This window comes from Pseudomonas sp. xss_4, from assembly GCF_043104125.1.
Lineage (GTDB): Bacteria > Pseudomonadota > Gammaproteobacteria > Pseudomonadales > Pseudomonadaceae > Aquipseudomonas > Aquipseudomonas parafulva_B.
The window spans coordinates 26,397-52,456 of record NZ_JBICKJ010000064.1 but is presented as its reverse complement, the minus strand read 5'-3'; the positions used below and the strand labels follow the sequence as shown (position 1 = coordinate 52,456).

The 26,060-nt window shown below is 62.0% G+C and carries 28 protein-coding genes and 1 other RNA gene; 18 read left to right on the top strand and 11 right to left on the bottom strand.

Annotated features, from left to right (window positions below; translation table 11 throughout):
* Nucleotides 1-9 precede the first annotated feature (9 nt).
* Nucleotides 10-225, bottom strand: coding sequence for a lipoprotein (locus tag ACF8GB_RS11755; RefSeq protein ID WP_058638864.1), 216 nt, complete (start codon nt 223-225; stop codon nt 10-12).
* Between the two features lie 244 nt (nt 226-469).
* Between ACF8GB_RS11755 and cyaY the strand changes: the two genes are divergently transcribed.
* The 3 genes from cyaY to rnk all read left to right on the top strand — a co-directional run bounded on the left by cyaY (nt 470) and on the right by rnk (nt 1,654).
* Nucleotides 470-802, top strand: coding sequence for an iron donor protein CyaY (gene cyaY / locus ACF8GB_RS11750; protein ID WP_023532439.1), 333 nt, complete (start codon nt 470-472; stop codon nt 800-802).
* A gap of 1 nt (nt 803) precedes the next feature.
* The gene (locus tag ACF8GB_RS11745; RefSeq protein WP_058602813.1) at nt 804-1,025 is read left to right on the top strand and encodes a DUF1289 domain-containing protein; all 222 of its coding nucleotides are present in this window, start codon (nt 804-806) and stop codon (nt 1,023-1,025) included.
* A 218-nt stretch (nt 1,026-1,243) separates the two neighbouring features.
* Complete coding sequence (gene rnk / locus ACF8GB_RS11740; protein ID WP_058638197.1) at nt 1,244-1,654, top strand: nucleoside diphosphate kinase regulator; 411 nt, start codon at nt 1,244-1,246, stop codon at nt 1,652-1,654.
* 32 nt (nt 1,655-1,686) lie between these two features.
* Here the strand turns inward: rnk and ACF8GB_RS11735 are convergent, their stop codons facing one another.
* Nucleotides 1,687-4,542, bottom strand: a complete 2,856-nt coding sequence (locus ACF8GB_RS11735; RefSeq protein WP_392527061.1) for a class I adenylate cyclase — start codon at nt 4,540-4,542, stop codon at nt 1,687-1,689.
* Between the two features lie 152 nt (nt 4,543-4,694).
* Between ACF8GB_RS11735 and ACF8GB_RS11730 the strand changes: the two genes are divergently transcribed.
* Entirely contained in the window at nt 4,695-5,147 is a 453-nt protein-coding gene (locus ACF8GB_RS11730) for a YaiI/YqxD family protein (protein ID WP_058638196.1), read from the top strand.
* A gap of 54 nt (nt 5,148-5,201) precedes the next feature.
* Here the strand turns inward: ACF8GB_RS11730 and elbB are convergent, their stop codons facing one another.
* Nucleotides 5,202-5,861, bottom strand: a complete 660-nt coding sequence (gene elbB, locus ACF8GB_RS11725; protein WP_392527059.1) for an isoprenoid biosynthesis glyoxalase ElbB — start codon at nt 5,859-5,861, stop codon at nt 5,202-5,204.
* A gap of 101 nt (nt 5,862-5,962) precedes the next feature.
* Nucleotides 5,963-6,547 carry a DedA family protein gene (locus tag ACF8GB_RS11720; protein ID WP_023532679.1) on the bottom strand — a complete coding sequence of 195 codons (585 nt, stop codon included), beginning with the start codon at nt 6,545-6,547 and terminating at the stop codon, nt 5,963-5,965.
* A 213-nt stretch (nt 6,548-6,760) separates the two neighbouring features.
* On the opposite strand from ACF8GB_RS11720, the gene ppk1 reads away from it, so the two are divergent.
* Entirely contained in the window at nt 6,761-9,004 is a 2,244-nt protein-coding gene (gene ppk1 / locus ACF8GB_RS11715) for a polyphosphate kinase 1 (RefSeq protein ID WP_058602818.1), read from the top strand.
* Here the strand turns inward: ppk1 and ppx are convergent.
* Nucleotides 8,991-10,493, bottom strand: a complete 1,503-nt coding sequence (gene ppx / locus ACF8GB_RS11710; protein WP_058638203.1) for an exopolyphosphatase — start codon at nt 10,491-10,493, stop codon at nt 8,991-8,993. The two genes, ppk1 and ppx, sit on opposite strands and share 14 nt — an antisense overlap.
* 256 nt (nt 10,494-10,749) lie before the next feature.
* On the opposite strand from ppx, the gene trxA reads away from it, so the two are divergent.
* The 5 genes from trxA to ACF8GB_RS11685 all read left to right on the top strand — a co-directional run bounded on the left by trxA (nt 10,750) and on the right by ACF8GB_RS11685 (nt 16,084).
* Complete coding sequence (gene trxA / locus ACF8GB_RS11705) at nt 10,750-11,076, top strand: thioredoxin TrxA (RefSeq protein WP_058602819.1); 327 nt, start codon at nt 10,750-10,752, stop codon at nt 11,074-11,076.
* Between the two features lie 225 nt (nt 11,077-11,301).
* Nucleotides 11,302-12,561, top strand: a complete 1,260-nt coding sequence (rho, locus tag ACF8GB_RS11700) for a transcription termination factor Rho (protein WP_023532437.1) — start codon at nt 11,302-11,304, stop codon at nt 12,559-12,561.
* A 172-nt stretch (nt 12,562-12,733) separates the two neighbouring features.
* On the top strand, nt 12,734-14,200 hold the full coding sequence (gene ubiD, locus ACF8GB_RS11695) for a 4-hydroxy-3-polyprenylbenzoate decarboxylase (RefSeq protein WP_023532812.1): 1,467 nt from the start codon (nt 12,734-12,736) through the stop codon (nt 14,198-14,200).
* Entirely contained in the window at nt 14,200-15,168 is a 969-nt protein-coding gene (locus ACF8GB_RS11690; protein WP_058638194.1) for a CDP-6-deoxy-delta-3,4-glucoseen reductase, read from the top strand. Before ubiD ends, ACF8GB_RS11690 begins: the two co-directional genes overlap by 1 nt.
* A 265-nt stretch (nt 15,169-15,433) precedes the next feature.
* Nucleotides 15,434-16,084 (top strand): gamma-glutamylcyclotransferase, encoded by a 651-nt coding sequence (locus tag ACF8GB_RS11685; RefSeq protein ID WP_058602821.1) that lies wholly within the window; start codon nt 15,434-15,436, stop codon nt 16,082-16,084.
* On the opposite strand, the gene ACF8GB_RS11680 is transcribed toward ACF8GB_RS11685, so the two are convergent.
* The gene (locus tag ACF8GB_RS11680; RefSeq protein WP_392527058.1) at nt 16,085-17,068 is read right to left on the bottom strand and encodes an NADPH:quinone oxidoreductase family protein; all 984 of its coding nucleotides are present in this window, start codon (nt 17,066-17,068) and stop codon (nt 16,085-16,087) included.
* Between the two features lie 158 nt (nt 17,069-17,226).
* On the opposite strand from ACF8GB_RS11680, the gene ACF8GB_RS11675 reads away from it, so the two are divergent.
* The gene (locus tag ACF8GB_RS11675) at nt 17,227-17,631 is read left to right on the top strand and encodes a flagellar basal body-associated protein FliL (RefSeq protein ID WP_058638192.1); all 405 of its coding nucleotides are present in this window, start codon (nt 17,227-17,229) and stop codon (nt 17,629-17,631) included.
* 71 nt (nt 17,632-17,702) lie between these two features.
* Here the strand turns inward: ACF8GB_RS11675 and ACF8GB_RS11670 are convergent, their stop codons facing one another.
* Entirely contained in the window at nt 17,703-18,152 is a 450-nt protein-coding gene (locus ACF8GB_RS11670) for an EVE domain-containing protein (RefSeq protein ID WP_392475727.1), read from the bottom strand.
* A gap of 178 nt (nt 18,153-18,330) precedes the next feature.
* Between ACF8GB_RS11670 and ACF8GB_RS11665 the strand changes: the two genes are divergently transcribed.
* The gene (locus ACF8GB_RS11665; RefSeq protein WP_023532702.1) at nt 18,331-18,483 is read left to right on the top strand and encodes a hypothetical protein; all 153 of its coding nucleotides are present in this window, start codon (nt 18,331-18,333) and stop codon (nt 18,481-18,483) included.
* A gap of 16 nt (nt 18,484-18,499) precedes the next feature.
* Here ACF8GB_RS11665 and ACF8GB_RS11660 read toward each other — a convergent pair whose 3' ends face one another.
* From ACF8GB_RS11660 to ACF8GB_RS11645, 4 genes are all read right to left on the bottom strand, one after another.
* A complete protein-coding gene (locus ACF8GB_RS11660) occupies nt 18,500-19,108 on the bottom strand; it encodes a 5-formyltetrahydrofolate cyclo-ligase (RefSeq protein WP_196186598.1) in 609 nt (202 codons plus the stop codon).
* Nucleotides 19,109-19,187: 79 nt separating this feature from the next.
* Nucleotides 19,188-19,367, bottom strand: a non-coding RNA gene (gene ssrS / locus ACF8GB_RS11655) — 6S RNA.
* A gap of 17 nt (nt 19,368-19,384) precedes the next feature.
* Nucleotides 19,385-19,705: a cell division protein ZapA gene (locus ACF8GB_RS11650; protein ID WP_392475726.1), complete on the bottom strand. Its 321-nt coding sequence runs from the start codon at nt 19,703-19,705 to the stop codon at nt 19,385-19,387.
* On the bottom strand, nt 19,702-19,884 hold the full coding sequence (locus ACF8GB_RS11645; RefSeq protein ID WP_033693939.1) for a TIGR02449 family protein: 183 nt from the start codon (nt 19,882-19,884) through the stop codon (nt 19,702-19,704). The genes ACF8GB_RS11650 and ACF8GB_RS11645 overlap by 4 nt, the downstream gene beginning before the upstream one ends.
* 181 nt (nt 19,885-20,065) lie before the next feature.
* On the opposite strand from ACF8GB_RS11645, the gene ACF8GB_RS11640 reads away from it, so the two are divergent.
* From ACF8GB_RS11640 to ACF8GB_RS11615, 6 genes are all read left to right on the top strand, one after another.
* Entirely contained in the window at nt 20,066-20,620 is a 555-nt protein-coding gene (locus ACF8GB_RS11640; protein WP_027913422.1) for a YecA family protein, read from the top strand.
* A 19-nt stretch (nt 20,621-20,639) separates the two neighbouring features.
* Nucleotides 20,640-21,974 (top strand): Xaa-Pro aminopeptidase, encoded by a 1,335-nt coding sequence (gene pepP / locus ACF8GB_RS11635; RefSeq protein ID WP_058602826.1) that lies wholly within the window; start codon nt 20,640-20,642, stop codon nt 21,972-21,974.
* Nucleotides 21,971-23,170 carry a 2-octaprenyl-6-methoxyphenyl hydroxylase gene (ubiH, locus tag ACF8GB_RS11630; RefSeq protein ID WP_058638189.1) on the top strand — a complete coding sequence of 400 codons (1,200 nt, stop codon included), beginning with the start codon at nt 21,971-21,973 and terminating at the stop codon, nt 23,168-23,170. The genes pepP and ubiH overlap by 4 nt, the downstream gene beginning before the upstream one ends.
* Entirely contained in the window at nt 23,167-23,649 is a 483-nt protein-coding gene (locus ACF8GB_RS11625) for a DUF4442 domain-containing protein (protein WP_058638188.1), read from the top strand. The genes ubiH and ACF8GB_RS11625 overlap by 4 nt, the downstream gene beginning before the upstream one ends.
* Nucleotides 23,650-23,652: 3 nt before the next feature.
* Nucleotides 23,653-24,876, top strand: a complete 1,224-nt coding sequence (locus ACF8GB_RS11620) for a 2-octaprenyl-3-methyl-6-methoxy-1,4-benzoquinol hydroxylase (protein WP_392527057.1) — start codon at nt 23,653-23,655, stop codon at nt 24,874-24,876.
* Between the two features lie 142 nt (nt 24,877-25,018).
* Entirely contained in the window at nt 25,019-26,020 is a 1,002-nt protein-coding gene (locus tag ACF8GB_RS11615; protein WP_058602829.1) for an extracellular solute-binding protein, read from the top strand.
* The last annotated feature ends 40 nt before the right edge of the window (nt 26,021-26,060 follow it).

Genomic DNA, 26,060 nt, shown 5'->3' with positions numbered 1-26,060 from the left:
CCGATTCCCTTATTGCTCAGGCGACTGCTCAGGCTCGGACTGCAGCGTGTCTTGCTGCTCCTCGGTCTGTGCTGACTTGGCTTTGGTCTGGTGCTGGTGCGCCGAGTGGGCGTCTTTGCGGTCCTTGCCGTCATCGGGCAGGTACAGCGGGCCTTTCTGGCCGCATGCAGAAACGAGGCAGGCAACAGCGACCAGCGCCGCGAGGGAGGAAATCAGGCGCTTCATGGATGAAATCCTTAGAAAAATGCAGTATTGAGCCCGAGTATACCGAGCGACCGGCGGCTTGCCTATGCAAGTACCGGCCCGCCGGGCAGGCTATCCTTGGTGCCGACCTGCACCTGTTTGCCGTCAGGGCTGCATTGCGAGCGAAGTGGCCTGCAAGGACCCTGGCTAAACCTTTGCATTCATCGGCCAGCGCCCGTATCGTGCCCGGCTTGCCTGTCACGCCGCCAATTTCGAGGTTCCTGCAATGAGTTTGAGTGAAGCGCGTTTCCATGATCTGGTCGACGCTACCCAGCAGGCGCTGGAAGACCTGTTCGACGAAAGCGGGCTGGACCTGGACATGGAGAACTCCGCTGGGGTGCTTACCGTCAAGTTCGAAGGTGGAGCCCAGCTGATCTTCAGCCGCCAGGAGCCTTTGCGCCAGCTGTGGCTGGCCGATCGGTCAGGCGGCTTCCACTTCGACTATGACGAAGAGAGCGGCAAGTGGGTGTGCGAGAAGAGTGAAGAGCTGCTAGGTGAAATGCTTGAGCGCATCGTGTGGGAGCGAGCCGGCGAAAAGCTGGATTTCGACGATATCTGACATGAGCAATGCACCCGTTCGGCCCCCCAAGCCGCTTTACAGCAACGTCAGCCCAGCGGTGCCATCGCCGTGCATCAGCATCTGCCGCCTTGACGAGCAGCGCGTGTGCACCGGCTGTCATCGGCATGTGGAACATATCCGCGAATGGCGCTCTGCCGATGACGAGCGCCGTCGGCAGATCTGCCGTGAGGCCACTGCGCTTCGCGACCGTAAGGCACACTGATAGCAAGGGCTTGAGTATTTGCCCCGCTGTGGTAGTGTCGGGGCTTGCGTCGATGACGCCAAAGCATTCGAAAACCCCGCCTTTGGGCGTAATGCTGGTCACTTAGGGCTGCACAGCAGCCCCAACAATCTCAAGTGAACAGCACTACGCGCTCAGGGCGGGGTTTCGCTTTATCTGTGCATCGAAAAACTGCCTGTTCAAAGGAGTCTGACTGGATCATGAGCACCAAGCCTTCCCTTATCCTCACCCGTTTGGATGTACAACGTCTGGAGCGTCTGCTCGATAGCCTCGACGAAAGTACCCCTGGCGTGCTCGCGCTCAGCGGCGAGCTCGACCGTGCCGAGCAGGTGGTAGGTCATGATGAGGTACCGGCAGGTGTGGTGACCATGAATTCGCGCGTGCATTGCCGCGAGCAAGCCAGTGGCAAGGACTACCACCTGACCTTGGTCTACCCCAAGGATGCCGGGCCAGACGGCAAGGTCTCGGTCCTGGCGCCCATCGGCTGTGCCTTGCTCGGGTTGTCGGTGGGTGAGCAGATCGACTGGCCGGCGCCAGGGGGCAAGACCCTCAAGCTGGAGTTGCTGGAAGTCGAGTACCAGCCGGAAGCGGCGGGCGATTTCGACCTTTAGTGCTTGCAACGCACCGCTGGCGCGCCCAGTGCCTAAGCCTGGCTCGCCAGCACCTGCCGTAGCCCCTCATTCAAGGCCTGCTCAAGCGTCCGCTTGTAGTTCAGGTAGACCTGCGTCGTGGCCTGGTGGCCATCGGGCAACCCGGAAACATCCAGGTCGGTGATGTAGCACCGATACTGGCCCGCATTTCGCCGTTGGGCGATGATTTCCCGGGCCACCACGCCATACAGGCTCGGCCCATGGTCGAGCTCGGAGAACTCCTGCTCTTCGCAGAACAAGGTCACGTGCGTGGCACCGTCGGCGTCGGCGTGAAGCATGGCCTGGACGTCGTAGTAGGGCTGCGCGTTCCCCGCATCCGGTGCCGCCCGCTGCTCCAGGCCCCGTGCCCTGCCTGATCCAGACCCGAGCAGCTGCGCGTACACGATGCCCAGGCGTGCTGCTTGCCTTGCACCATAAGGCAACTGCGCCTCGCGTCGTCGCAAGACCGATGCCAGAAAGCGTTGCAGCGGCAGCAGAAGATGAGGTTCGTCCTGCAACGGCACGCGCTCGCGCCACAAGGCGTTGCATTCATCCAGCACGTAGAGCTCGGCCCAGTTGTCGAATAGTCGATAGAAGACCTGAACGCAGTCGCGGCGGGCTTGCTCGAGCACAAGGCCCACATCGGTGTCCGCCAGGGCATTGGCATCCAGATGCACAGGGCTGTAGGTGCTGCGCGCCTGGCCCAGGAACGCGAGTAGCGCATCATGATCGTCAAGGCTTGTGAGGACGACCTTGCCCCCAAGCCACTCCAGCACATGAACCTGGTGCGCCACTTGCACCAGGTAACGGCCAGGGGCCTCCTGTGCGTGCAACTGCCGCGCGGTCTGGAAGAGCTCGGCGACACGCTGACTGATGGCCTGCGCCCGGTGCTGGGCAAAGCAGTGCGCCCGCACGTTGGGCCAGCCGCTTGCCTGTTTCGGCAGGTTGATGAAGTCGCGCAGGCATCGCATCAGCGCGTGCTCGCCGTCGTAGCGGTGTACCAGCACTTCGTTCCAGGAGTTGACCGTGACCTGGTCCACCGTCAATACCAGGTTTTCCCGCAGGCCACCGTAGCTGAGCGAGTCGGTACGTTCGGTGGTCAGCAGGATATCCAGTTCACGGTGGTGGGGCAGGGGGTCGATGCCCACGTTGATCAGCAGCAGCACATCGTCGGCAGCGCTTGGCTGCAATAGCCTCACCTCGCTGACGGCCAGCAGCGGCAACACGATAAGCTGCTGCAGGCTCGCGAGCAGGCCCTGCAATTCAGGCTCTTTCAGATCGCTGATGCCCGGATGCAGCGCCAGTCGTGTGTGGCTGTCTATCACGCCATTGCAATGGGCCCAGACCAACAGTTCCACAAGGTGCCAGCAGCGCTTGATCGGGTTGGCGAGTTCCATCTCATGGCCATGCAGGTTACCGCTGTACAGTGCCCAGGGGTGGCTGCCTGGCGCTCTGCGGCTGGGTGATTGGGCCAACGTCACGGTTTGTTCGGCCAGGTCGCAAGCACGGTCGCCCTGGAGGATTTCCACCTTGTCTGCACGGCGTTCGAATGCCGCTTGCAGACGCCGCCCCAACAGGCTGAGCTCGCGCAGGTCAGCGCGACTGGTCGCGTCGTGAGCGCGTGCGAACTGCACCAGAAACCGGTAGCTGCGGCTGAGCTCGGCCACCCGTTCGCGGCGCTCCAGGGTAACCTGGTGCACCCCCCAGCCAGGGCGACTATCGAGCATGGCCAGCTGCGCGCCTCCCCATCCCCATGCGTCGGTCAGGCTGCGCAGCAGGCGGCGTTGCCAGCCCTCGGCGCGCCCCTGTTCGCTGAGCTTGCCGTTCACTTTCAGGTACAAGCTGCGCCGCACCAGTTCCAACCGAGCCAGCTCACCGCGCTGTATCAGGTAGCGCTCGATCCGTCGGTAAACCATGACGTAAGGATCGAGACGGTCAAGGTCGAGCTGATTGGCGAACACCGCTTGCTTGTAGTCAAGGCTCAGGCACCGCACGGTGGGGTATTCGCTGGCATAGGCTTCGGCCAGCAGCAGTTTGAGCAAGGACTTGTGAGGGGCATCGATACCTTTGAACAGCTGCCAAAGCCCGGCGCCAATGAATTCGTGGCCTGGGATCTGCGCCAGGTGGCCCAGATCGAGCGCTTCCCCAGGGCGTACGAAACGCTTTGCCAGCAGGGCCTGGGCGTAGGCCGGGTAAGCGCACTCCTGATCGGGCGGCACCAACCACCACAGTGGCGTCCGACCTGCCAACCAGAGGGCCGTGCGGTAGAACTCGTCCAGCAGAAGATAATGCTGCGTGGTGCCGCAATCGTCGGTGCCGAGTTGGCCTGTGCGCTGGCCTTGAGCGAACGCCTGGGTGTCAATCAGGAAGAAATGCGTATCGGCGCCCTGGCTCGCGGCCCAGGTCTCCAGCAACTGGCATTTACGCTGCAGTGACTCCAACGCTTCGTGCTCCAGGTCGCTGGTATGGCATACCCACACATCGATGTCGCTGTCCTCAGCCTGGGCAAGCGTGCCCAGGCTGCCGATTAGAAACAGCCCGTCGATGGACCGTGCAGAGGTGTTGTCGCGGGCTTTGTAGCTGAAGGCACGTGCCAGGCGCTGGGCTTCGAATACCTGGTCGCCGCTTGGCTCGAAGTCGCAGATCCCTGCCGGCGTCATCGACGAAACATAGCCGGGCAATAACGGATGGTTCACATGGAACAGCACTGGCAGCACGGTCAGCACCTGCTGCTGGCGGGAGGGCAAACCGGCCATTGCCCGCTGCAGGCGGCCTGCGTTGATCTGTAGATAGCGCCCGCGCAAGGTGGCCAGCTGCTTACGGTCGATCCCGTTGTCCAGGTCCAGTTGGATCTCGTCGGGACAATTCATTTTGCGCTCATCAGTCCGCTGAAGCTGGGGCGAGTGTAGCCTGAACGATACGGCCCACGCAGGCTCATTGAGTACTGAGGCCATTTGCGCGAGTTCCTGCAACCTGTGGGGTAGTGCATCATGGCTGGCTAAATGACAACGTGAGGTAAATCATGCGTGTTTGGATCGATGCCGACGCGTGTCCAAAGGCCGCCAGGGACCTGATCGTCAAGTTCGCCCTCAAGCGCAAGTTCGAAGTGGTCATGGTCGCGGGTCAGGCGGTGGCCAAGCCAGCCTTCGGCATCGTACAACTGATCGTGGTACCCAGCGGCATGGATGCGGCCGACGATTATCTCGTCGAGCATGCCGTGCCGGGTGAGTTGGTCGTCTGCAGCGACGTACCGCTGGCCGACCGGCTTGTGAAGAAAGGCGTAGCGGCGCTGGACCCGCGCGGGCGCGAGTTCGACGAGCGCAACATGGGCGAGCGCCTGGCTACGCGCAACCTGTTCACCGAACTGCGTGAACAGGGCCAGTCGGGCGGCGGGCAGGGGCCCTATGGGGATCGCGAAAAACAGGCGTTTGCCAATGCGCTGGACCGGATTATCACTCGGCTATCGGTGCGTTGATATCCAGTAGAGCGTCAACCACCCGGTCAGGCGCTCCAGCCGGGCAAGCGGAGCTTACTCGTGGGTCAGCTCCAGCACGCGATCAACCAGCTTGTAGATCCCGCTAGCGGCTTCGCTGATGGTCTTTGCCGACATGTAGGCGGGAGTGGTCACCAGTTTGCGCTGCGGGTCCTCGACGATGTCGTGCACGTCGCATTCTTCGTGGGTGCCGCCCATCTTGACGACGGCCTCAGCGGTATCGGCGTCGTTACCGATGGTGCAGACCACGCCAGGGCCATAGATCTTGGCAGCCAGTGCAGGCGAGATACAGATCAGGCCAACTGGCTTGCAGGCAGCGGCGAACGCCTCGGCCAACGCCAGGACATCCGGATTGACAGTGCAGTCTGCGCCTTTTACGGCAAAGTCCGAGAGGTTCTTGGCTGCGCCAAAGCCGCCCGGAACGATCAACGCGTCGAAGTCCTCGACGCGCGCCTCACGGATGTCTTTCATATCGCCACGCGCAATACGGGCAGATTCCACCAGCACGTTGCGCGACTCGGGCATCTCGTTGCCGGTCAGGTGGTCGATGACATGCATCTGCGCGATGTTCGGTGCAAAGCACTGCACCTGCGCGCCGCGTTGGTCCAGGCGCAGCAGGGTGATCACACTTTCGTGAATTTCTGCACCGTCATAAACGCCACAGCCAGAAAGAATCACCGCCACTTTTTTTGTCATGCTCATTACTCCAGGTCGAAGCGCTTGATACCCGTCAGGCTGGCAGCGCGGCGCAGTGCGGGATGGTCCATGTCTGTTGGAGTGTGCCGCGGTGCAGGTGTTCAGTCCTGGGACTCGCGCGCAGCCCGGCGCTCTGCCCGCAGCGTACGAAAGCGCCGGTGCAGCCACAGGCCTACGCCAAGCACCAGCAAGGCACCGAGTACCCACAGTTCGTAGCGCTTGATATTGCCCAGCAGGCCTTCGAGGATTGCGCCGAAATGATAGGCCGCAGCACCCAGGGCGATGGCCCAGATCGCGGCCCCGATGCCGTTGAGCAGCAGGTAGCGCCGCGGCGGATAGCCCGAGAGGCCGATTGCGACCGGCATTACCGTGCGAAGCCCGTAAACAAAGCGGAAGCTGAGCACCCAGATATCGGGATGGCGACGGATGTGGCCCAGGGCGCGGTCGCCCATTGCCTGCCAGCGGGGCTTGCGCGCCAGAATCTTGCGCCCATGGCGACGACCCATGAAATACCACAGCTGATCACCGGCATAGCTGCCCATGAATGCCACCAGGCATACCAGCTTGATGTCCATGTAATCGCGGAACGCAAGAAAGCCTGCAAGGACCAGAATGGTCTCGCCTTCGAAGAAGGTGCCTAGAAAAAGGGCAAAGTAGCCGAAATCCTGCAGGAATTGTTGGAGCATTTTCTGAGGTGCTGGCGAAATGAACGCGCAGCCTACCCCTTCGCGTGCGTTCGGGAAAGTGTCCAAATGTGTCTCGACGTGAACAGTGCCCGCCACCACAATGTCTGCAACCGTGTGCCATGGCTTGCCCTGGCGTGTAACACAGGCGTCATAATGGGCGCTTATCTTGCCGCTCAATTGATGATAGGGCGTTAACGTCCTCAGGACCGCCAGATGAATAACGAAGTGCTTCCCCCTGTCTTGATCAAGGATGCCAAGGAGCTTCCAGAGGAGCTGGTGCAGACCCCGCCTGATCTGCCACCCGGGTCCCAGGTCGCTGTAGAGCCTGCAGCGGAGCCAGCGACGCCCACGCCGGCCCCAGCACCGCCCATCGCCGTGCCCGGCCTGGACGATACCAGCCTGTACATTCATCGCGAACTGTCCCAACTGCAGTTCAACATCCGGGTACTGGAGCAGGCGCTGGATGAAAGCTACCCGCTGCTCGAACGCCTGAAGTTCTTGCTGATTTTCTCGAGCAACCTGGACGAGTTCTTCGAGATTCGTGTGGCTGGGCTTAAGAAACAGATCAATTTCGCCCGCGAGCAGGCCGGCGCCGACGGCTTGCAGCCGCACCAGGCCCTCACGCGCATCAGCGAACTGGTGCATATCGAGGTCGATCGCCAGTACGCGATTCTCAACGATGTATTGCTGCCAGAGCTGGAAAAACACCAGATTCGATTCATTCGTCGTCGTCACTGGACACCCAAGCTCAAGACATGGGTGCGTCGCTACTTCCGCGACGAGATCGCGCCCATCATCACCCCGATCGGCCTGGACCCTACCCACCCATTCCCGTTGCTGGTGAACAAGAGCCTGAACTTCATCGTCGAGCTCGAAGGCGTCGATGCCTTCGGCCGCGATTCAGGTCTGGCCATCATTCCGGCACCGCGGCTGCTGCCACGGGTCATTCGCGTGCCTGAGGAAGTGGGTGGCACCGGTGCGAACTATGTCTTCCTTTCGTCGATGATCCATGCCCACGCAGACGACCTGTTCCAGGGCATGAAGGTCAAGGGGTGCTACCAGTTCCGCCTGACCCGCAACGCCGACCTGGCGTTGGATTCCGAGGAAGTCGACGACCTGGCCCGGGCGCTTCGTGGCGAGCTGTTCTCGCGCCGCTATGGCGATGCCGTGCGCCTGGAAGTCGCCGATACGTGCCCCAAGCACCTGTCGGACTACCTGCTCAAGCAGTTCAGCCTGAGCGAAAGCGAGCTGTACCAGGTCAACGGGCCGGTCAACCTGACGCGGTTGTTCAGCATTACCGGGCTGGACAGCCATCCCGAGCTTCAATATGTGCCGTTCACCCCGGCCATCCCGAAGTTGCTGCAGAACGCCGACAATATTTTCAGCGTGATCAGCAAGCAGGACATCCTGCTCATGCACCCCTTCGAGTCGTTCACGCCGGTCATCGACTTGTTGCGCCAGGCGGCCAAGGACCCGCACGTCCTGGCCGTACGCCAGACGCTGTACCGCTCCGGCGCCAACTCGGAAATCGTCGATGCGCTGGTCGATGCAGCGCGCAACGGCAAGGAAGTCACCGCAGTGATCGAACTGCGCGCACGCTTTGACGAGGAGTCCAACCTGCAGATGGCAAGCCGCCTGCAAGCAGCAGGCGCGGTGGTGATCTATGGCGTGGTCGGTTTCAAGACGCACGCCAAGATGATGTTGATCCTGCGCCGCGAGCAGGGCGAGATCGTACGCTATGCGCACCTGGGGACCGGCAACTACCACGCTGGCAACGCCCGTTTGTACACCGACTACAGCCTGCTCACCTCCGACGATGCGCTCACCGAAGACGTCGGCAAGCTGTTCAGCCAGTTGATCGGCATGGGCAAGACCCTGCGCATGAAGAAACTGATGCATGCGCCGTTCACCTTGAAAAAGGGCATGCTGGACATGATCGCCCGCGAAACCCAGTTCGCCTTGGACGGCAAGCCGGCGCATATCATCGCCAAATTCAACTCGCTGACCGATGCGAAGGTCATCAAGGCCTTGTACAAGGCCAGTCAATCGGGGGTGAAGATCGACTTGATCGTGCGTGGCATGTGCTGCCTGCGTCCAGGGATTCCAGGGGTTTCACATAACATCCAGGTGCGCTCGATCATCGGCCGCTTCCTGGAACACACCCGTGTGTTCTATTTCCTCAATGGCGGTGAAGAGCAGATCTACCTCTCCAGTGCCGACTGGATGGAGCGCAACCTCGACAAGCGGGTCGAGACCTGCTTCCCGGTCGAGGGCAAGAAGCTGCTGTTACGGGTGAAGAAGGAACTGGAGGCGTACCTGACCGACAACACCCACGCCTGGACCCTTCAGCCAGACGGGCGCTATGTGCGCAGCAGTCCAACGGGTAACCAGAACCCGCGCAGTGCCCAGGCGACCCTACTGGAGCGCCTGAGCAACCCGGTCCTCAACGTACGCTGAGGACAAAGCCGACCCGGGCCAGCCACTCCGCCTCGTTGGCAAAGTCGGCCTGGGTCAGCTGGTTCTGTTCGAGCCAACCTTCCGGGAATACCACTTCCAGGCGGTTGTCGGCCGCCTTGAGCTCGACTTTGGGCATCTGCTGCGTGCCCCGGATATGGTGGAACAGGATGGCGAAGCGCAGCAGCACGCACAGGCGCAGCAGCTTGACCCCTTCATCCCCCAGTTCGGCATAACGGTCCTTGGGAATGTTGCGGCGGTGGCCGCGCACCAGCAAGGCCATCATCTGCTGATCCTCGCGCGAGAAGCCTGCCAGGTCGGAGTGCTCGATCAGGTACGCGCCGTGCTTGTGGTAATGATAGTGGGCAATGTCCAGGCCGATCTCGTGGACCTTGGCTGCCCAACCCAGCAGGTCGCGCCAGTTGCCGTCCTGCAGGTCCCATGCCTCGGCCACCTGGTCGAAGGCATGCAGTGCCTTGCGCTCGACCCTGGCGGCCTGGCCTTGGTCGACGTGGTAGCGCTCCATCAGCGAGTTGAGGGTACGCTCGCGTACGTCCTCATGATGATGCCGTCCAAGCAGATCGAACAGCACACCTTCACGCAGCGCACCGTCGCAGTGGTCCATGCGCTGCAGCTCCAGGGCATCGAAGATCGCTTCGAGGATGGCCAGGCCCGCCGGGAAGATGGTGCGCCGATCCGGCTTGACCCCATCGAAGTCGATCCTGTCGACTTCGCCCAGCTTGAACAGCTTGCGCTTGACCCAGGCCAGCCCGTCGGCATTCACCTCACCATTGCCCAGGCCTGCGGACCTAATGGCGGCGCCGATGGCACGAATAGTGCCGGACGAGCCGATGGCTTCATCCCAGGTCAGGCGGTGCAGGGCATGCTCGATGCTCATCAGCTCAAGCCGGGCGGCCGTATACGCCTGTGCATATCGCGCCGGGGTGATCTTGCCGTCACGGAAATAGCGCTGGGTGAAGCTGACGCAGCCCATCTGCAAGCTCTCGCGCAACAGGGGCTCGAAGCGCTGGCCAATGATGAATTCGGTGCTGCCGCCGCCGATGTCCGCCACCAGGCGCTTGCCTGGGGTATCGGCCAGCGTGTGGGAAACGCCCAGGTAGATCAGGCGGGCCTCTTCGCGGCCTGAAATGACTTCCACCGGGTGGCCAAGGATGGCTTCGGCACGCTGGATGAAGATGTTGCGGTTGCGCGCTTCACGCAAGGCGTTTGTGCCGACGATGCGCACCGAGCCTGCGGGCATGCCGTTGATCAGCTGAGCGAAGCGCTTGAGGCACTCAAGGCCGCGCTCCATGGCTTCTTCACTGAGCTTGCGCTCCTCATCGATGCCGGCGGCCAGCTGTACCTTCTCGCCCTGCCGCTCGAGAATGCGGATTTCGGTGTGGTGGGCCTTGGCCACGACCATGTGGAAGCTGTTGGAGCCAAGGTCGATGGCGGCTATCAGGGACAGGTTCTTCGCGGTGGTATGCGGCATGATCTGGAAGTTCTCGGTCATTAACCTGGCAATCGTGCCACGATAGCAGGCTGGTCGCCAACGCGTGGCACCTGGCCTGCGCGGTGAGCTTGATATACGGCAATATGCCATTCGATTGGATGACGGCGATGTGACAGTTTCGATTCGAGTGCTCTTGCACAACTATAGTTACACTCAATCGTCTGCGGCTTCCTGTCGACCGCGGGGGCGGCTATGATGGGCAACGTTTTCCGTGCTTACGACCTTGGAGATTTCCATGAGCGACAAAATCAAACACGTCACCGACGCCACCTTCGATGCCGAAGTGCTTCAGGCTCAAGGCCCGGTGTTGGTCGACTACTGGGCTGAATGGTGCGGCCCGTGCAAGATGATCGCTCCGGTTCTGGACGACATCGCCACTACGTACGAAGGCAAGCTGGTCGTTGCCAAGCTGAACATCGACGAAAACCAGGAAACCCCAGCCAAGCACGGCGTGCGTGGTATCCCGACGCTGATGCTGTTCAAGAACGGCAACGTCGAAGCCACCAAGGTCGGCGCCTTGTCCAAATCGCAGCTGGCAGCGTTTCTCGACGCCCACCTGTGATGAAAAAGCCCCGCAAATGCGGGGCTTTTCTTTTCCAGAGCACTAGACGCACAAAAAAGCAAGTGTTACATTCGGCCTCGCACTGCTTCTTCAGTGCCCTCTACATGCCGTCGCCGAAGCATCCCCAATTCGAATCAGTACGCGATCCTTTCGCCATCTAGCGGCGCGGCTTCATTAAGCCAGAAGCTTAATTCTCCCTTCTTACATGATTACGTCATTCCCCTTATGAACCTGACTGAACTCAAGCAAAAGCCGATTACCGATCTTTTGGAAATGGCCGAACAAATGGGCATCGAGAACATGGCCCGTTCGCGCAAACAGGACGTGATTTTCTCCCTGCTGAAAAAGCATGCGAAAAGCGGCGAAGAGATCTCGGGTGACGGCGTGCTGGAGATTCTCCAGGATGGCTTCGGTTTCCTGCGTTCTGCTGATGCGTCCTACCTGGCCGGCCCTGACGATATCTACGTTTCGCCTAGCCAGATCCGCCGCTTCAACCTGCGTACCGGCGATACCATCGTTGGCAAGATCCGCCCGCCGAAGGAAGGGGAGCGTTACTTCGCCCTGTTGAAGGTCGATACCATCAACTTCGACCGGCCGGAAAACGCCAAGAACAAGATCCTGTTCGAAAACCTGACGCCGCTGTTCCCCAACAAGCGCCTGAAGATGGAGGCTGGCAACGGCTCCACCGAAGACCTGACCGGCCGTGTCATCGACCTGTGCGCCCCGATCGGCAAGGGCCAGCGTGGCCTGATCGTCGCCCCGCCCAAGGCGGGCAAGACCATCATGCTGCAGAACATCGCAGCCAACATCACCCGTAACAACCCTGAGTGCCACCTGATCGTTCTGCTGATCGACGAGCGCCCGGAAGAAGTGACCGAGATGCAGCGTACCGTACGCGGCGAAGTGGTTGCCTCTACCTTCGACGAGCCGCCAACCCGTCACGTGCAAGTGGCCGAAATGGTCATCGAGAAGGCCAAGCGCCTGGTCGAGCACAAGAAGGACGTGGTCATCCTGCTCGACTCCATCACCCGCTTGGCACGCGCCTACAACACGGTCATTCCAAGCTCGGGCAAAGTGCTGACCGGTGGTGTCGACGCCCACGCCCTGGAAAAGCCCAAGCGCTTCTTCGGGGCCGCCCGTAACATCGAGGAAGGCGGCTCGCTGACCATCATCGCCACCGCGCTGGTCGAAACCGGTTCGAAGATGGACGAGGTGATCTACGAGGAATTCAAGGGCACCGGTAACATGGAGCTGCCCCTGGACCGTCGTATCGCTGAAAAGCGTGTGTTCCCCGCCATCAACATCAACCGTTCGGGTACTCGCCGCGAAGAGCTGCTGACCGCTGACGACGAACTGCAACGCATGTGGATCCTGCGCAAGCTGTTGCACCCGATGGACGAGATCGCTGCCATCGAGTTCCTGGTCGACAAGCTCAAGCAGACCAAGACCAACGACGAGTTCTTCCTGTCGATGAAGCGCAAGTAAGCGTTTCAGGTCTGAATCGAACGGGGCCGCTTCGCAGCCCATCGCAGTCGGTCCGGTGCCCCGGACCGGCTGCGATGGGACGCGAAGCGGCCCTGATCAGTTTTGACCATTGCACGCTGAACGGCGCTACACTCTGAACCCCCGATCGATACGGCCAACACGAGGCTCATGCATGCAGTATCGCGACTTGCGCGACTTCATTCGTGGCCTGGAACAGCGCGGCGAGCTCAAGCGCATCCAGGTCCCGATCTCCCCAGTGCTGGAAATGACCGAGGTCTGCGATCGCACCCTGCGTGCCAAAGGCCCTGCGCTGTTGTTCGAAAAGCCGACCGGCTTCGACATTCCCGTACTGGGCAACCTGTTCGGTACGCCTGAACGGGTGGCCATGGGCATGGGTGCCGAGTCGGTCGATGAGCTGCGCGAGATCGGCAAGCTGCTGGCTTTTCTCAAAGAGCCTGAGCCTCCCAAAGGGCTCAAGGACGCCTGGTCCAAGCTGCCGATCTTCAAGAAAGTGGTGTCGATGGCGCCCAAGGTGGTCAAGGACGCCGTTTGCCAGGAAGTGGTGCTCGAAGGAGAGGACGTGGACCTTGGCGCATTGCCGATCCAGCATTGCTGGCCGGGCGATGTGGCACCGCTGATCACCTGGGGCCTGACCGTAACGCGCGGTCCGAACAAGGACCGCCAGAACCTGGGTATCTACCGGCAGCAGGTGATTGGTCGCAACAAAGTGATCATGCGATGGCTCAGCCACCGTGGTGGCGCCCTGGACTACCGTGAGTGGTGTGAAAAAAACCCTGGCCAGCCGTTCCCAGTGGCCGTGGCGTTGGGGGCAGACCCTGCCACTATCCTGGGTGCAGTGACCCCGGTTCCCGATACGCTTTCCGAATACGCCTTCGCGGGCCTGTTGCGGGGTAATCGCACCGAGCTGGTCAAGTGCCGCGGCAGCAATCTGCAGGTGCCGGCCACGGCCGAGATCATCCTCGAAGGGGTCATTCACCCGGGCGAGATGGCGCCTGAAGGCCCGTATGGGGACCATACCGGGTACTACAACGAAGTGGACAGTTTCCCGGTGTTCACCGTCGAGCGCATCACCCATCGGCAAAAGCCGATCTATCACAGCACCTACACCGGCCGGCCGCCGGATGAGCCGGCCATTCTCGGGGTGGCGCTGAACGAAGTGTTCGTGCCGATCCTGCAGAAGCAGTTCCCGGAAATCGTCGATTTCTACCTGCCGCCAGAGGGGTGCTCCTACCGCATGGCGGTGGTGACCATGAAGAAGCAGTACCCAGGGCATGCCAAGCGCGTGATGCTGGGTGTGTGGTCGTTCCTGCGACAGTTCATGTACACCAAGTTCGTTATCGTGACCGACGACGACATCAACGCCCGCGACTGGAACGACGTGATCTGGGCCATCACCACACGCATGGACCCCAAGCGTGATACGGTGATGATCGACAACACGCCGATCGACTACCTGGATTTTGCCTCTCCGGTGTCGGGCCTGGGATCGAAAATGGGCCTGGATGCCACGCACAAGTGGCCGGGCGAAACTACACGCGAGTGGGGGCGAGTCATCGTCAAGGACGAAGCCGTCACCCGGCGTATCGATGAGCTGTGGGATCAGTTGGGAATAGATTGATGCAGGTAACGTTGCAGCCGTCCGGAGCAGTGCTGACGCTAGAGCCCGGGGAACGGATCCTGGAAGGTGCGCGTCGGCTGGGTTATGACTGCCCCAATAGCTGCCGTAATGGCAACTGCCATGTCTGCGCTGCATTGCTGGTCGAAGGCAGCGTGCGCCAGAACGGAGAAGTCCGGGACCATGGCGAATTGTTCACCTGCATCGCCGAGCCGCTCGAGGATTGCATCCTGCTGTGGGACGGCGTGCTCGCCCTGGGCGAGCTGCCGGTGCGCAAGCTGACCTGCACGGTCAGTGAATGCCGTGAAGTGGGTGGCGACGTCTGGCGCGTGCGGCTGTTGGCCCCTGCGGGCAAGCCGCCGCGCTACCATGCTGGGCAGTATTTGATGATCGAACGCGAAGCGGGTAAGCCGGCCGCTTTTTCGCTGGCTTGCGCTCCCCATTCCGGACGCGAGCTTGAATTGCATGTACTGGCGCGCGAGCCCAGTGCCGTGCAGTTGATCGAGCAATTGCAGCGCGATCGCCTGGCTCGCATCGAAATGCCCTTTGGCGATACCCACCTGGCCGAACTGCCGGACGGGCCATTGGTGCTGATCGCCGCCGGTACCGGCATGGGCCAGATGCACAGCCTTGTGGAGCACTGCCGCGCTCAGGGCTTCAAGCACCCTGTTCACTTGTACTGGGGCGTACGACGCCCGGAAGACTTCTACCAGATCGAGCATTGGGATCAGTGGCTGAGTTTGCCCAACCTGTACCTGCACCAGGTGGTTAGCGACCTGTGCGGCTGGGAAGGCCGTTGCGGGATGCTGCACGAAGCGGTTTGCGAGGACATCCCCGACCTCAACAGCGTTCATGTGTACGCCAGTGGCTCGCCGAACATGATCTACGCAACGCTCGATGCACTGGTGGACGCTGGCATGGATGCGCACCGCATGCGTGCGGACGTGTTCGCCTACGCGCCTCGCGGCTGAGGAATTCCATCGCGGTGCGTGGCGCCCCTGTGGCTGCCCGCGCCACCCCGTAAGCAGGTAACGCGCTGCACGGCCGGTCGTCGGCGCCTGACGTGAAAATCACTGCATGCACTTGTTCAGCCCCTTGCCCTGACTTAGCTTATACACCGCCTGGCGCGACTGCCGTGAATGACTTGCCTGAGGGTTCTGGTCAACGACGCAGTGACAACGCATCAGGCTCGGTCACGTTACATGCTTTGTTAACAGGGAATCATAGCGGCAGCTTATGTCGGCGCTCGAACGGTCATCCTGGCAAGTCACATACCCCCCTTCGCTCGATTTTGGTCAGCAACTGACCCACGAGCAATTGCATCACTCCATGCAAGCCGCCATGTCCCGTCACCAGGGCGGGCCGGTGTGGCTGTTTGCCTATGGCTCTTTGATCTGGCGGCCCGAGTGCAGCGCGGTGGAGCGTCGACGTGCGCGGGTGCACGGTTACCACCGGGGCTTGTACCTGTGGTCGCACGAGCACCGTGGCACGCCCGAAACCCCAGGTTTGGTGTTTGGCCTGGATCGAGGCGGCTCGTGCAGCGGCTTTGCCTACAGGCTGGATGACGCGACACTCGATGCATCGCTGCGAGCCCTGTGGCAACGCGAAATGCCTTACCCCGCCTACCGCCCCCACTGGCTCAACTGTCGACTCGACGATGGCAGCAGGGTGCAGGCCCTGGGTTTCGTGTTGGAGCGGCACCTGCCTTGCTACGCGGGCAATCTGCCGGATAACGTGCTCAGCCACATACTGGCCAGCGCCAAAGGGCGTTATGGCACCACGCGCGATTACGTCGAGCAGACCCTTCATGCCCTGCGCAGCCACCATATGCCTGATCGCAACCTGGAAGCGCGCTTCAGGCGCTGTCACGATCTGCGCGAACGGTGATCACGCACGCGGCGGCACCACCACCAGCTTGCCGACCGCCTGGCGCTGGCCCAGCGTTTCGATGGCCGCACCCGCGTCGGCCAGGGCGTATGTCTGTGAAACGAGAGGCTTCAATTTGCCCTGCGCGTGCCAGGCAAACAGCTGCTTGAAGTTGGCCGCGTTATCCTCGGGTTGGCGCTGGGCAAACGCGCCCCAGAAGACGCCCAGTACCGCCGCCCCCTTGAGCAGCACAAGGTTGGCTGCCAATTGGGGAATGGTGCCGCTGGCAAAACCCACTACCAACAACCTACCGTTCCACGCCAGGCCCCTCACGGCGTGCTCGAACAGTTCGCCGCCCACCGGATCGTAAATCACATCCACACCTTTGCCATCGGTCAGGCGCTTGATGGCCTCGCGCAGATTGTCCTGGCTGTAGTCGATCAGGTCATCGGCCCCAGCGGCACGGGCCACCGCGAGCTTTTGCGCACTGCTGGCAGCCGCGATGACCCGCGCCCCCATGGCTTTGCCGATCTCGACCGCCGCCAGGCCCACCCCGCCGGACGCGCCCAATACCAGCAAGGTCTCGCCGGTTTGCAATCGACCGCGCTGGTGCAAGGCGTGCATCGAGGTGCCGTAGGTCATGCCGAATGCGGCGGCGGTGATGAAGTCCATGCTGGCTGGCACGGGCATTACGTTGGCGGCGGGCACTGCCACTTGCTCGGCAAAAGCACCCCAGCCGGTCAGTGCCATGACCCGGTCACCCACCTTGAAGGCGCCCACCTTGGCGCCGACGGCTGCGACCGTGCCCGCGGCCTCTCCACCCGGTGAGAAGGGCAAGGGCGGCTGAAACTGGTATTTACCTTCTATGATCAAGGTATCGGGAAAGTTGACCCCAGCCGCCTGCACGTTCAACAGCACTTCGTTGGGCTTGGGCGTTGGGCTGGGCACGTCTTCCAGGACCAGTTCGCGGGCCGGGCCCAGGTGCTTGCATAGCAGCGCTTTCATCGTGGCCTATTCCTTTGCGGGTAATGGCCGATAAGTGTAGGAGGGCCGCCAGTTGGGTCAACGAGCATGGCTTGTCCTGATGGGCCGGCATAAGCCCAGGCTTGGGTTTGAACGATGTGCTGGTTAAGCTGGCGCCACCTGAATAGAGGAGCGATTTCGTGAAAGCGTGGATATTGATGGTGTTGGCACTGGTATTACCCGCCGCAGCCGTGGCCGAGGAGGGCAAGGAGGGTGCGCCCAAGGTGGCCTATATCACGCTGACGCCGCCGTTCGTGGGCAACTATGCGCTCGATGGTGGTCCGCGCTTGCGGGTGTTCAAGGCGGACGTCGCATTGCGAGTGACCGGGGATGAGGCCGCCAAGGCGGTACAGCACCATGAACCACTGATCCGCAACCAGCTCGTCGCACTGTTTACTCAACAGACCGTGGACAGCATGAGCAATGTGGAGGCCAAGGAGCATTTACGTCAGGAGGCCCTAAAGCAGGTTCAGCAGGTGATGGAGACCGAAGAGGGCAAGCCGATCGTCGAGGACCTGCTGTTCAACAACCTGATCGTCCAGTGAGCGGCTGACCCGGTTTTCGGTCAGCCACTGAAGGCTGCGGTTCAAGGGAATGCCGGAGCGGGGCAGGTGCCTCAAACCATCGCCAGGATGGCCGTCCACTGCTCGGCCGTGACCGGCATGACCGACAGGCGACTGCCTTTTTGTATCAGCGCCAGCTCGGCCAGGGCTGGCTGTTGTTTCAACCAGCCCAGCTCAAGCACGCGCGGCAGGGTCCGCACGTGGGCCACGTCTACCGCACTCCACGGGTTCTTGTCGGGCGTGGCCTTGGCATCGTGGTAAGGGCTCTGCGGGTCCAGCGCAGTGGGGTCCGGATAGGCTGCGCGGATGACCTTGGCAATGCCGGCGATGCCGGGTTGAGGGCAGCTGGAATGGTAGAAGAAGAACGTGTCCCCCTCGCTCATCGCACGCATAAAGTTGCGCGCCTGGTAATTGCGTACACCGTCCCAACGAGCTTCGCCTAGGTGAGCCAGGCTTTCAATCGACAGTTCGTCGGGCTCGGACTTCATCAGCCAATAGGCCATGTTGTTTGCTCCAGAAATGCTTTGAAATAACTCGTTCCATCAAACCGACGGCCGGTTGACGTCAACGTTTGCGTGGTGGCTCAGGTTGTCGGAGAATGCGCCCCGTTTGAGGTGCGATGCTCAGGTACTACCCAGAAGTCGCCGAGCACTGAACAGTTTGCCTGGGGGGCAATCGTCGATGAATCAACGTAAAAAGCCGGACCTGCTGTGGGTCCTGGTGTTCATCTTTGGCTTGGGTGTGGTTACCACCGGTTATGCGCAGGGGATCTGGGAGCGCAAGCTGGATAACGCCTACCAGATGCCATACGAAGCTGGTCAGGCGCAACGCTGACCCTTCCCGGCACCGCTTAGCGCGGTGCCACGTACCAGTGACGATCCGAGACCGTTCCCTGCAAAGGCACGTCCCAACTGGCTTGTGCTAGCCGCTCGACCTTCTGGCACTCATGCGCCAAGCCTAGCAGCCGTGGTTTTTTCCAGGTCTGCCGACGGGCCAGGTAAGCCAGGCTGCGATCATAGAAGCCACCGCCCATGCCCAGTCGCCCTCCCGCGTCGTCGAAGCCCACCAGGGGCAGCAGAATCAGGTCCAGTGCCCACACCGGGCGTTGACGCCTGCGGTCGGTGGCCGGCTCAGGGATTCGGAAACGGTTGGGCGTGAGCTTCTCGCCCTTCTCGAATCGCTGAAACACCATGCGGGTGCGTGGCCATGCATGCAGCACCGGCAAGTACGTGCGCTTGCCGCGACGCTGCGCCTCGCGCAGCAACAATGCAGGGTCGATTTCGCCGTCGTTGGGCAGGTACAAGGCGATATGCCTGGCCTTGCGAAAGAGTGGATGCTGTGCCAGCAGACGGTACAGGCCTGCAGCGGCCTGACGCTGCTGGGCGGGCGTGAGCGCCCGGCGCGCGTTGCGCAAGTGCCTGCGAAGTTGAGGGCGGCTGAGCGTCGCGGTGTCGGTCATGGCACGGGCGATCCGAGAAGTGCTGGCCATTGCTGTCGGCCAAAACGACTTGCCCGCCGAGTGGCGGGCAAAGGAATTCGGGCTCCCCGATAAGACCGCTATCGGTGTAGCCCTTGAACCCGAAAGTTCAAGGTGGAGATTGCAGGGGACATTAAGGCTTTCCGTCGAGCGGACATGCACACCTGCCCCAGCGTGCAACCCCCGTGGTTGTGCGTATCGGCTCAGGGACATAACCGACTGGCGCATCCACCAGGGAGTGGCGCCAGTATAACAACCTCAGTTTTTTTTGGTACCCGTCTCGTCGGACAGCGCCTGGTCGACCCGGTCCAGCAAATCGCGCACTTGCTCGCGCGTGGCTCCGCCGGACGGAGCCGCGCTGCGGTCTTCCTGGCGGTGGAGCATCTCGTGGGTAATGTTCAACGCCGCCATGACCGCGATGCGGTCGGCACCGATCACCTTGCCGCTGCTGCGAATCTCGCGCATCTTGCTGTCCAGGTAGTGAGCTGCACTGACCAGGTTGTTGCGCTCTTCGGGCGGGCAGATGATCGAGTATTCCTTGTCGAGGATCTGCACGGTGACGCTATTGCTTGAACTCATGAGTCTTGCTCCAGGGCCTTGAGACGCAAGATCATCGACTCGACCTTGCGCCTGGCGATCTCGTTCTTTTCGATGAGGTGGGCGCGCTCTTCGCGCCAGGACTTTTCCTGAGCTACTAGGAGTGCATTTTGCCGTTTAAGTTGCTCGACACGCTCGATCAGCAGCTCGAATCGGCTCATCAGGGCCTGCAGGTCGTTCTCTTGCGTGGGTTGCACTCGATTCGCTCCGTCATTGACTCATCTTGCGATGATGCCTCTCCCTGGGCCGTGACTGCCAGTGCCGATGGTCTTGGCGCGCCTGCCGGTGCTAGGATACAAGGCCTTCATTCTAGTCATTGCGCCCTCCGGCGCCTAGCAGCCCATGCCCAATACTCAATCGCCCTACGTTGCTTTCGCCATGTTGCTTTCCAGCAATGGCCACCCTGTCACACCCGCCGAACTGCACGGCCTGCTCATCGGCCGCAGCTGTGCGGGCGCCGGCTTCGATGCCGACGGCTGGCTGGCCGATGCGGCCCAGTTGCTGGAAACCGAACCGCAAGACGCTGTGCGCAATGCCCTGATCGGCCTGCAGGAAATGGTCAAGGGCGAGCTTACCAGCGACGACATGGCGATCGTGCTGCTGCTGCCGTCCGATGATGCTGCGCTGACCGATCGCGCCACCGCCCTGGGGCAGTGGTGCCAAGGCTTCATCACAGGCTTCGGCCTGAACGCCGGTGGCAAAGACCTGTCCATCGAGGCCAAGGAAGTGCTCCAGGACCTGGTGGCCATCTCCCAGGTGCAGGAAGCGCTGGAAGAATCCGAGGACGGCGAAAGCGACTACATGGAAGTGATGGAATACCTGCGTGTCGCGCCGTTGCTGCTGTTTTCCGAACTGGCCAAGCCCGCAGCGCCTGCGCCCAAGCCTTCTCTGCACTGAACGACGGGGTAGTCTGCCCATGAGCCGCATTCCCAAGGCCGAATATGCCCGCCGGCGCAAGGCGCTGATGGCGCAGATGGTTCCCAACAGCATTGCCATCCTGCCTGCCGCCGCCGTTGCCATCCGCAACCGTGATGTGGAGCACGTGTATCGCCAGGACAGCGACTTTCAATACCTCAGTGGTTTTCCAGAGCCCGAGGCGGTCATTGCGTTGATACCCGGCCGTGAGCATGGCGAATACGTGATGTTCTGCCGCGAGCGCAATCCTGAACGCGAGCTGTGGGACGGCTTGCGGGCCGGTCAGGAAGGTGCGGTGCGCGACTTCGGTGCTGACGACGCGTTTCCCATCGCCGACATTGACGAGATCCTGCCGGGCCTGATTGAAGGCCGCGAACGCGTCTACAGCGCCATGGGCAGCAATCCCGAGTTCGATCGCCGGCTGATGGACTGGATCAACGTGATCCGCTCCAAGGCCCGCCTCGGTGCGCAGCCCCCGAACGAATTCGTTGCCCTGGATCACCTGCTGCACGACATGCGCCTGTATAAATCGGCGGCGGAAGTGAAAGTGATGCGCACGGCCGCCGAGATATCTGCCAAAGCCCATGTACGGGCGATGCAGGCTTGCCGCCCGGGCCTTCATGAGTACAGCCTGGAAGCCGAACTTGATTACGCCTTCCGCCAGGGCGGGGCAAAAATGCCGGCGTACGGGTCGATCGTCGCCGCAGGGCGCAATGGTTGCATCCTGCACTACCAGCAGAACGACGCGCCGCTCAAGGAGGGCGACCTGGTCCTGATCGACGCGGGCTGCGAAATCGATTGCTATGCCAGTGACATCACCCGCACCTTCCCCGTCAGCGGGCGGTTTTCACCGGAGCAGAAGGCGATCTATGAGCTGGTTCTCAGCGCCCAGGCAGCGGCGTTTGCCGAAATCGCCCCGGGCAAACACTGGAACCATGCCCATGAAGCCACCGTGCGGGTGATCACCGAAGGGCTGGTTGAGCTGGGTCTGCTCAAGGGCGACGTGCAGGCGTTGATCGAGAGCGAGGCGTACCGGGCGTTCTACATGCACCGTGCCGGCCATTGGCTGGGCATGGATGTGCATGACGTGGGCGATTACAAGGTGGGCGGTGAGTGGCGGGTGCTCGAGCCAGGCATGGCCTTGACCGTCGAGCCCGGCATCTACATAGCAGCCGACAATGAAAGCGTGGCCAAGAAATGGCGCGGCATCGGCATTCGGATCGAGGATGATGTGGTGGTCACCAGGCAAGGCTGTGAAATCCTGACATCGGGCGTTCCCCGCACCGTCGCCGAGATCGAGGCGTTGATGCACGACGCGCGTCAGGCCAGCCTATGACCCAGGTGAATCTCGCGATCATCGGTGGCGGGCTGGTTGGGGCCAGCTTGGCGCTGACCCTGCAGGCAGGGGCCAAGGCGCGTGGTTGGAAAATCCTTCTCATTGAGCCCTTCGCCCCCGGCGACAGCTTCCAGCCTAGCTACGATGCGCGTTCTTCGGCGCTGTCGTTCGGTACCCGCCAGATCTACGATCGACTGGGCTTGTGGCCTGCCATCGAGCGGCGTGCCGAACCGATCGCCCAAATTCATGTCTCGGACCGGGGGCGCTTTGGTGCCACCCGCCTGGATGCGAGGGAAGAAGGCGTTCCGGCCTTGGGCTACGTGGTCGAGAATGCCTGGCTCGGGCAATGCCTGTGGCAGGGCCTGGACAGCGATGTGGTCAGTTGGCGCTGCCCGGCGGAAGTGACGTCGATGCAGGCTATCGAGGGCGGTTACCGTCTGCGCCTCAATGACGACACGCACATTGACTGCGACCTGGCGGTGCTGGCCGATGGTGGCCGCTCGGGCCTGCGTGAGCAACTGGGTATTCACGTCTGCCATACCCCTTACGAACAAAGCGCATTGATCGCCAACATCACCCCCGGCGAGCCTCACCGCGGGCAGGCCTTCGAGCGCTTCACCGAAGCCGGTCCCATGGCCTTGCTGCCGTTACCGGAAAACCGCTGCGCGCTGGTCTGGACACGGCAGGGCATGGATGCGCAGCGCCTGGCTGACATGGATGAGCGCAGTTTCCTGCGTGAATTGCAGGGCGTCTTCGGTTACCGCCTGGGCACCCTTCGGCAGGTAGGCGTACGGCATCTGTACCCGCTGTCGCTAATCGAGGCGCAGGAGCAGATCCGTCCCCACCTGGTCGTGCTAGGTAACGCTGCGCACAGCCTGCACCCCATCGCGGGGCAGGGATTCAACCTGTCACTGCGGGATGTGCAGTCCCTTGCCGAGGCGCTGCTTGCAGGGCCGCAACGGCCAGGTGACCTTGCGACCTTGCAGGCTTATGGCAAGCGCCAGCGCCTGGATCAAACGCTGACCATCGGGTTTTCCGATCAGGTGACGCGGCTGTTCGGCAGCGGCCAGCCTTTGCTCGCCGCAGGCCGTAACCTGGGTTTGCTGGGCCTTGACCTGCTGCCACCGGCCAAAAGCTGGTTCGCCCGTCAGGCCATGGGCCTGGGTACGCGTTCCGATGTACGGGGCAAGGCATGAACAACCCACGCAAACTGGCCCGGCGTGCGCGCGTCCTGCGCTGGATGCTGAACCTGTATCCGCCTTACCTGGGCGCAGGTATCCGTGTGCAGCACATTAGCCCTGACATGCGCAGCATCCGGGTGGCGATGAAGCTTACCCGCTGGAACCGCAACTACGTGGGCACCCAGTTCGGTGGCAGCCTCTACGCCATGGTCGACCCGTTCTACATGCTCTTGCTCATCGAACGGCTGGGGCGCGACTACATCGTCTGGGACAAGGCCGCCAGCATCGATTTCATCACCCCTGGCAAGGGCCCTGTGTATGCCGAGTTCCATGTCGATGACGCGCTGCTGGACGATATCCGCCAGCAGACCGCCACCGGCAAGAAATGCCTGCCCCGTTTGCAGGTCGATATCCGCGACGGCGCTGGTGAACTGGTGGCGCGGGTCGATAAAACCCTATACGTGCGGCTCAAGCCGCAAGCGAGGCTGGCGTAAGGCATGGAAACACGCGCAGATATTCTGATCGTAGGTGCTGGTATGGTCGGCAGCGCGCTGGCGCTCGCCTTGCGCCATAGCGGTCTGCAGGTGCTGCTGCTCGATGGCGGCCCCCTGGCAGTCAGGCCGTTCGACGCCAAGGCGCCGTTCGAGCCCAGGGTCAGTGCGTTGTCCGCGGCTAGCCAGCGTATTCTCGACCGCTTGGGCGCTTGGGAGGGCATTGCACGGCGGCGCGCGACGCCGTATTCCGATATGCAGGTTTGGGATGGCAGTGGCACTGGGCAGATTCACTTTTCCGCCACCAGCGTGCATGCGCAGGTGCTGGGCCATATCGTCGAGAACAAAGTGGTGCAGGATGCCTTGCTCGAACGCCTGCATGACAGCGACATCGGCCTGCTGCCCAATGCGCGCATGGAACAGCTGCGCCATTCCGGCGATGACTGGCTGATGACGCTGCACGACGGCCGGCAGCTGCGCGCACCGCTGGTCGTGGCTGCCGACGGTGCTCATTCTGCGGTTCGCCGCCTGGCTGGGTGTGAAACGCGCGAGTGGGATTACTTGCACCACGCCATCGTCACCAGCGTGCGTTGTGCCCAAAATCACCAAGCCACCGCCTGGCAACGCTTCACCGACGATGGTCCGCTCGCCTTCCTCCCTTTGACCCGAGACGGCAAGCAGGACTGGTGCTCGATCGTGTGGTCAACCACGCCGGCCGAGGCCGAGCGGCTGATGGCGCTGGATGAGCCAGCCTTCCTCAGGGCGCTGGAGCGTGCATTCGAGGGCCGCCTCGGAACGGTGCTGCAAGCTGACCCGCGGCTGTGCGTACCCCTGCGCCAGCGGCATGCCAAGCGATACGTGGAAGCCGGCCTTGCGTTGATCGGTGATGCGGCCCACACCATTCATCCGCTGGCAGGGCAGGGGGTGAACCTGGGCTTCCTTGACGCGGCGGTACTGGCCGAAGTCCTGATGGACGCCTGCAAGCGGGGGGAAAGGCTGGCCGATGTCAAGGTGCTGAGCCGCTATGAGCGTCGACGCATGCCGCACAACCTGGCGCTGATGGCAGCCATGGAAGGGTTCGAGCGGCTGTTCCAGGCCGACAAGTTGCCGCTGCGCTGGCTGCGCAACAGTGGCTTGAAGCTGGTCGAGCAGTTGCCGGAGGCAAAAGCCGTGTTCGTGCGCCAGGCATTAGGCTTGAGTGGCGACTTGCCGGACCTGGCCAAGGCGTGAAGGCTGCCCTTGGCCCGCTGTCTGGTACGGATGCGGGGCGGACCCTGGCACATAGCAACATCCAGTAACGGCAATGGGGGTGAGGGTTCAAATGGGATTCACTACCATCTGCGCCTCTCTAATCGATCGAGGAGCGCCTTCCATGTTGCCACGCAAGTCCCTACTGGCCGCCCTGGCCCTGAGCGTTGTCGGTGGTACCGTGCAGGCAGCTGACGAGGTCGTGGTCTATTCCTCGCGTATCGACGAGCTGATCAAGCCAGTGTTCGACGCCTACACGGCCGAGACCGGGGTCAAGGTCAAGTTCATCACCGACAAGGAAGCCCCCCTGATGCAGCGCATCAAGGCCGAGGGCGAGCACGGTGTGGCGGATCTTCTGCTCACCGTCGACGCAGGCAACCTGTGGCAGGCTGAGCAGATGGGCATCCTGCAGCCGATCCGATCCGAGATCATCGAGCGCAACATCCCGCCTCAATACCGTGCCTCGTCCCACGACTGGACCGGCCTGAGCCTGAGGGCGCGCACCATCATCTACTCCACCGAACGGGTCAAGCCGGCCGAGCTCAGCACCTATGAAGCCCTGGCCGACAAGCAGTGGGAAGGTCGGCTGTGCCTGCGCACGGCGAAGAAGGTGTACAACCAGTCCCTGACCGCCACCCTGATCGAAAGCCATGGTGAGGCGAAGGCCGAGCAGATCGTCAAGGGCTGGGTCAATAACCTCTCCACCGACGTGTTCTCGGATGACAACGCCGTGATCCAGGCCGTCGAGGCGGGTCAGTGCGACGTGGGCGTGGTGAACACCTATTATTACGGCCGGCTGCACAAGCAGAACCCCAACCTGCCGGTGAAGATCTTCTGGCCCAACCAGCAAGACCGTGGCGTGCACGTAAACCTCTCCGGCATCGGCCTGACCAAGCACGCGCCTCATCCTGAGGCCGCAACAAAGCTGGTCGAATGGATGACCGGTGAACAGGCGCAGAAGTTGTTCGCCGACCTCAATCAGGAATTTCCGGCCAACCCCCAGGTCAAGCCCTCTGACGAAGTCGCCGCGTGGGGCGACTTCAAGGCCGACAGCATTGCGGTGGAAGTGGCCGGCAAGCGGCAGGCCGAAGCCATCCGCCTGATGGACCGTGCTGGCTGGAACTGAGCGGCGCTCCCTGCCCGAGAGGCCTGCCGAGGCCTCTTCG

Coding starts and splice junctions, on each gene's coding strand:
- ACF8GB_RS11730 (WP_058638196.1), top strand. CDS start 4,695: ATGCGTGTTTGGATCGATGCCGACGCGTGTCCAAAGGCCGCCAGGGAC.
- ACF8GB_RS11745 (WP_058602813.1), top strand. CDS start 804: ATGAGCAATGCACCCGTTCGGCCCCCCAAGCCGCTTTACAGCAACGTC.
- ACF8GB_RS11615 (WP_058602829.1), top strand. CDS start 25,019: ATGTTGCCACGCAAGTCCCTACTGGCCGCCCTGGCCCTGAGCGTTGTC.
- ACF8GB_RS11660 (WP_196186598.1), bottom strand. CDS start 19,108: ATGACCGACACCGCGACGCTCAGCCGCCCTCAACTTCGCAGGCACTTG.
- ACF8GB_RS11685 (WP_058602821.1), top strand. CDS start 15,434: ATGTCGGCGCTCGAACGGTCATCCTGGCAAGTCACATACCCCCCTTCG.
- ACF8GB_RS11620 (WP_392527057.1), top strand. CDS start 23,653: ATGGAAACACGCGCAGATATTCTGATCGTAGGTGCTGGTATGGTCGGC.
- ubiH (WP_058638189.1), top strand. CDS start 21,971: ATGACCCAGGTGAATCTCGCGATCATCGGTGGCGGGCTGGTTGGGGCC.
- ACF8GB_RS11625 (WP_058638188.1), top strand. CDS start 23,167: ATGAACAACCCACGCAAACTGGCCCGGCGTGCGCGCGTCCTGCGCTGG.
- ppk1 (WP_058602818.1), top strand. CDS start 6,761: ATGAATAACGAAGTGCTTCCCCCTGTCTTGATCAAGGATGCCAAGGAG.
- ACF8GB_RS11690 (WP_058638194.1), top strand. CDS start 14,200: ATGCAGGTAACGTTGCAGCCGTCCGGAGCAGTGCTGACGCTAGAGCCC.
- trxA (WP_058602819.1), top strand. CDS start 10,750: ATGAGCGACAAAATCAAACACGTCACCGACGCCACCTTCGATGCCGAA.
- rho (WP_023532437.1), top strand. CDS start 11,302: ATGAACCTGACTGAACTCAAGCAAAAGCCGATTACCGATCTTTTGGAA.
- ACF8GB_RS11640 (WP_027913422.1), top strand. CDS start 20,066: ATGCCCAATACTCAATCGCCCTACGTTGCTTTCGCCATGTTGCTTTCC.
- ACF8GB_RS11720 (WP_023532679.1), bottom strand. CDS start 6,547: ATGCTCCAACAATTCCTGCAGGATTTCGGCTACTTTGCCCTTTTTCTA.
- pepP (WP_058602826.1), top strand. CDS start 20,640: ATGAGCCGCATTCCCAAGGCCGAATATGCCCGCCGGCGCAAGGCGCTG.
- elbB (WP_392527059.1), bottom strand. CDS start 5,861: ATGACAAAAAAAGTGGCGGTGATTCTTTCTGGCTGTGGCGTTTATGAC.
- rnk (WP_058638197.1), top strand. CDS start 1,244: ATGAGCACCAAGCCTTCCCTTATCCTCACCCGTTTGGATGTACAACGT.
- ACF8GB_RS11755 (WP_058638864.1), bottom strand. CDS start 225: ATGAAGCGCCTGATTTCCTCCCTCGCGGCGCTGGTCGCTGTTGCCTGC.
- ACF8GB_RS11645 (WP_033693939.1), bottom strand. CDS start 19,884: ATGAGCCGATTCGAGCTGCTGATCGAGCGTGTCGAGCAACTTAAACGG.
- ACF8GB_RS11665 (WP_023532702.1), top strand. CDS start 18,331: ATGAATCAACGTAAAAAGCCGGACCTGCTGTGGGTCCTGGTGTTCATC.
- ACF8GB_RS11735 (WP_392527061.1), bottom strand. CDS start 4,542: ATGAATTGTCCCGACGAGATCCAACTGGACCTGGACAACGGGATCGAC.
- cyaY (WP_023532439.1), top strand. CDS start 470: ATGAGTTTGAGTGAAGCGCGTTTCCATGATCTGGTCGACGCTACCCAG.
- ACF8GB_RS11680 (WP_392527058.1), bottom strand. CDS start 17,068: ATGAAAGCGCTGCTATGCAAGCACCTGGGCCCGGCCCGCGAACTGGTC.
- ppx (WP_058638203.1), bottom strand. CDS start 10,493: ATGCCGCATACCACCGCGAAGAACCTGTCCCTGATAGCCGCCATCGAC.
- ubiD (WP_023532812.1), top strand. CDS start 12,734: ATGCAGTATCGCGACTTGCGCGACTTCATTCGTGGCCTGGAACAGCGC.
- ACF8GB_RS11670 (WP_392475727.1), bottom strand. CDS start 18,152: ATGGCCTATTGGCTGATGAAGTCCGAGCCCGACGAACTGTCGATTGAA.
- ACF8GB_RS11650 (WP_392475726.1), bottom strand. CDS start 19,705: ATGAGTTCAAGCAATAGCGTCACCGTGCAGATCCTCGACAAGGAATAC.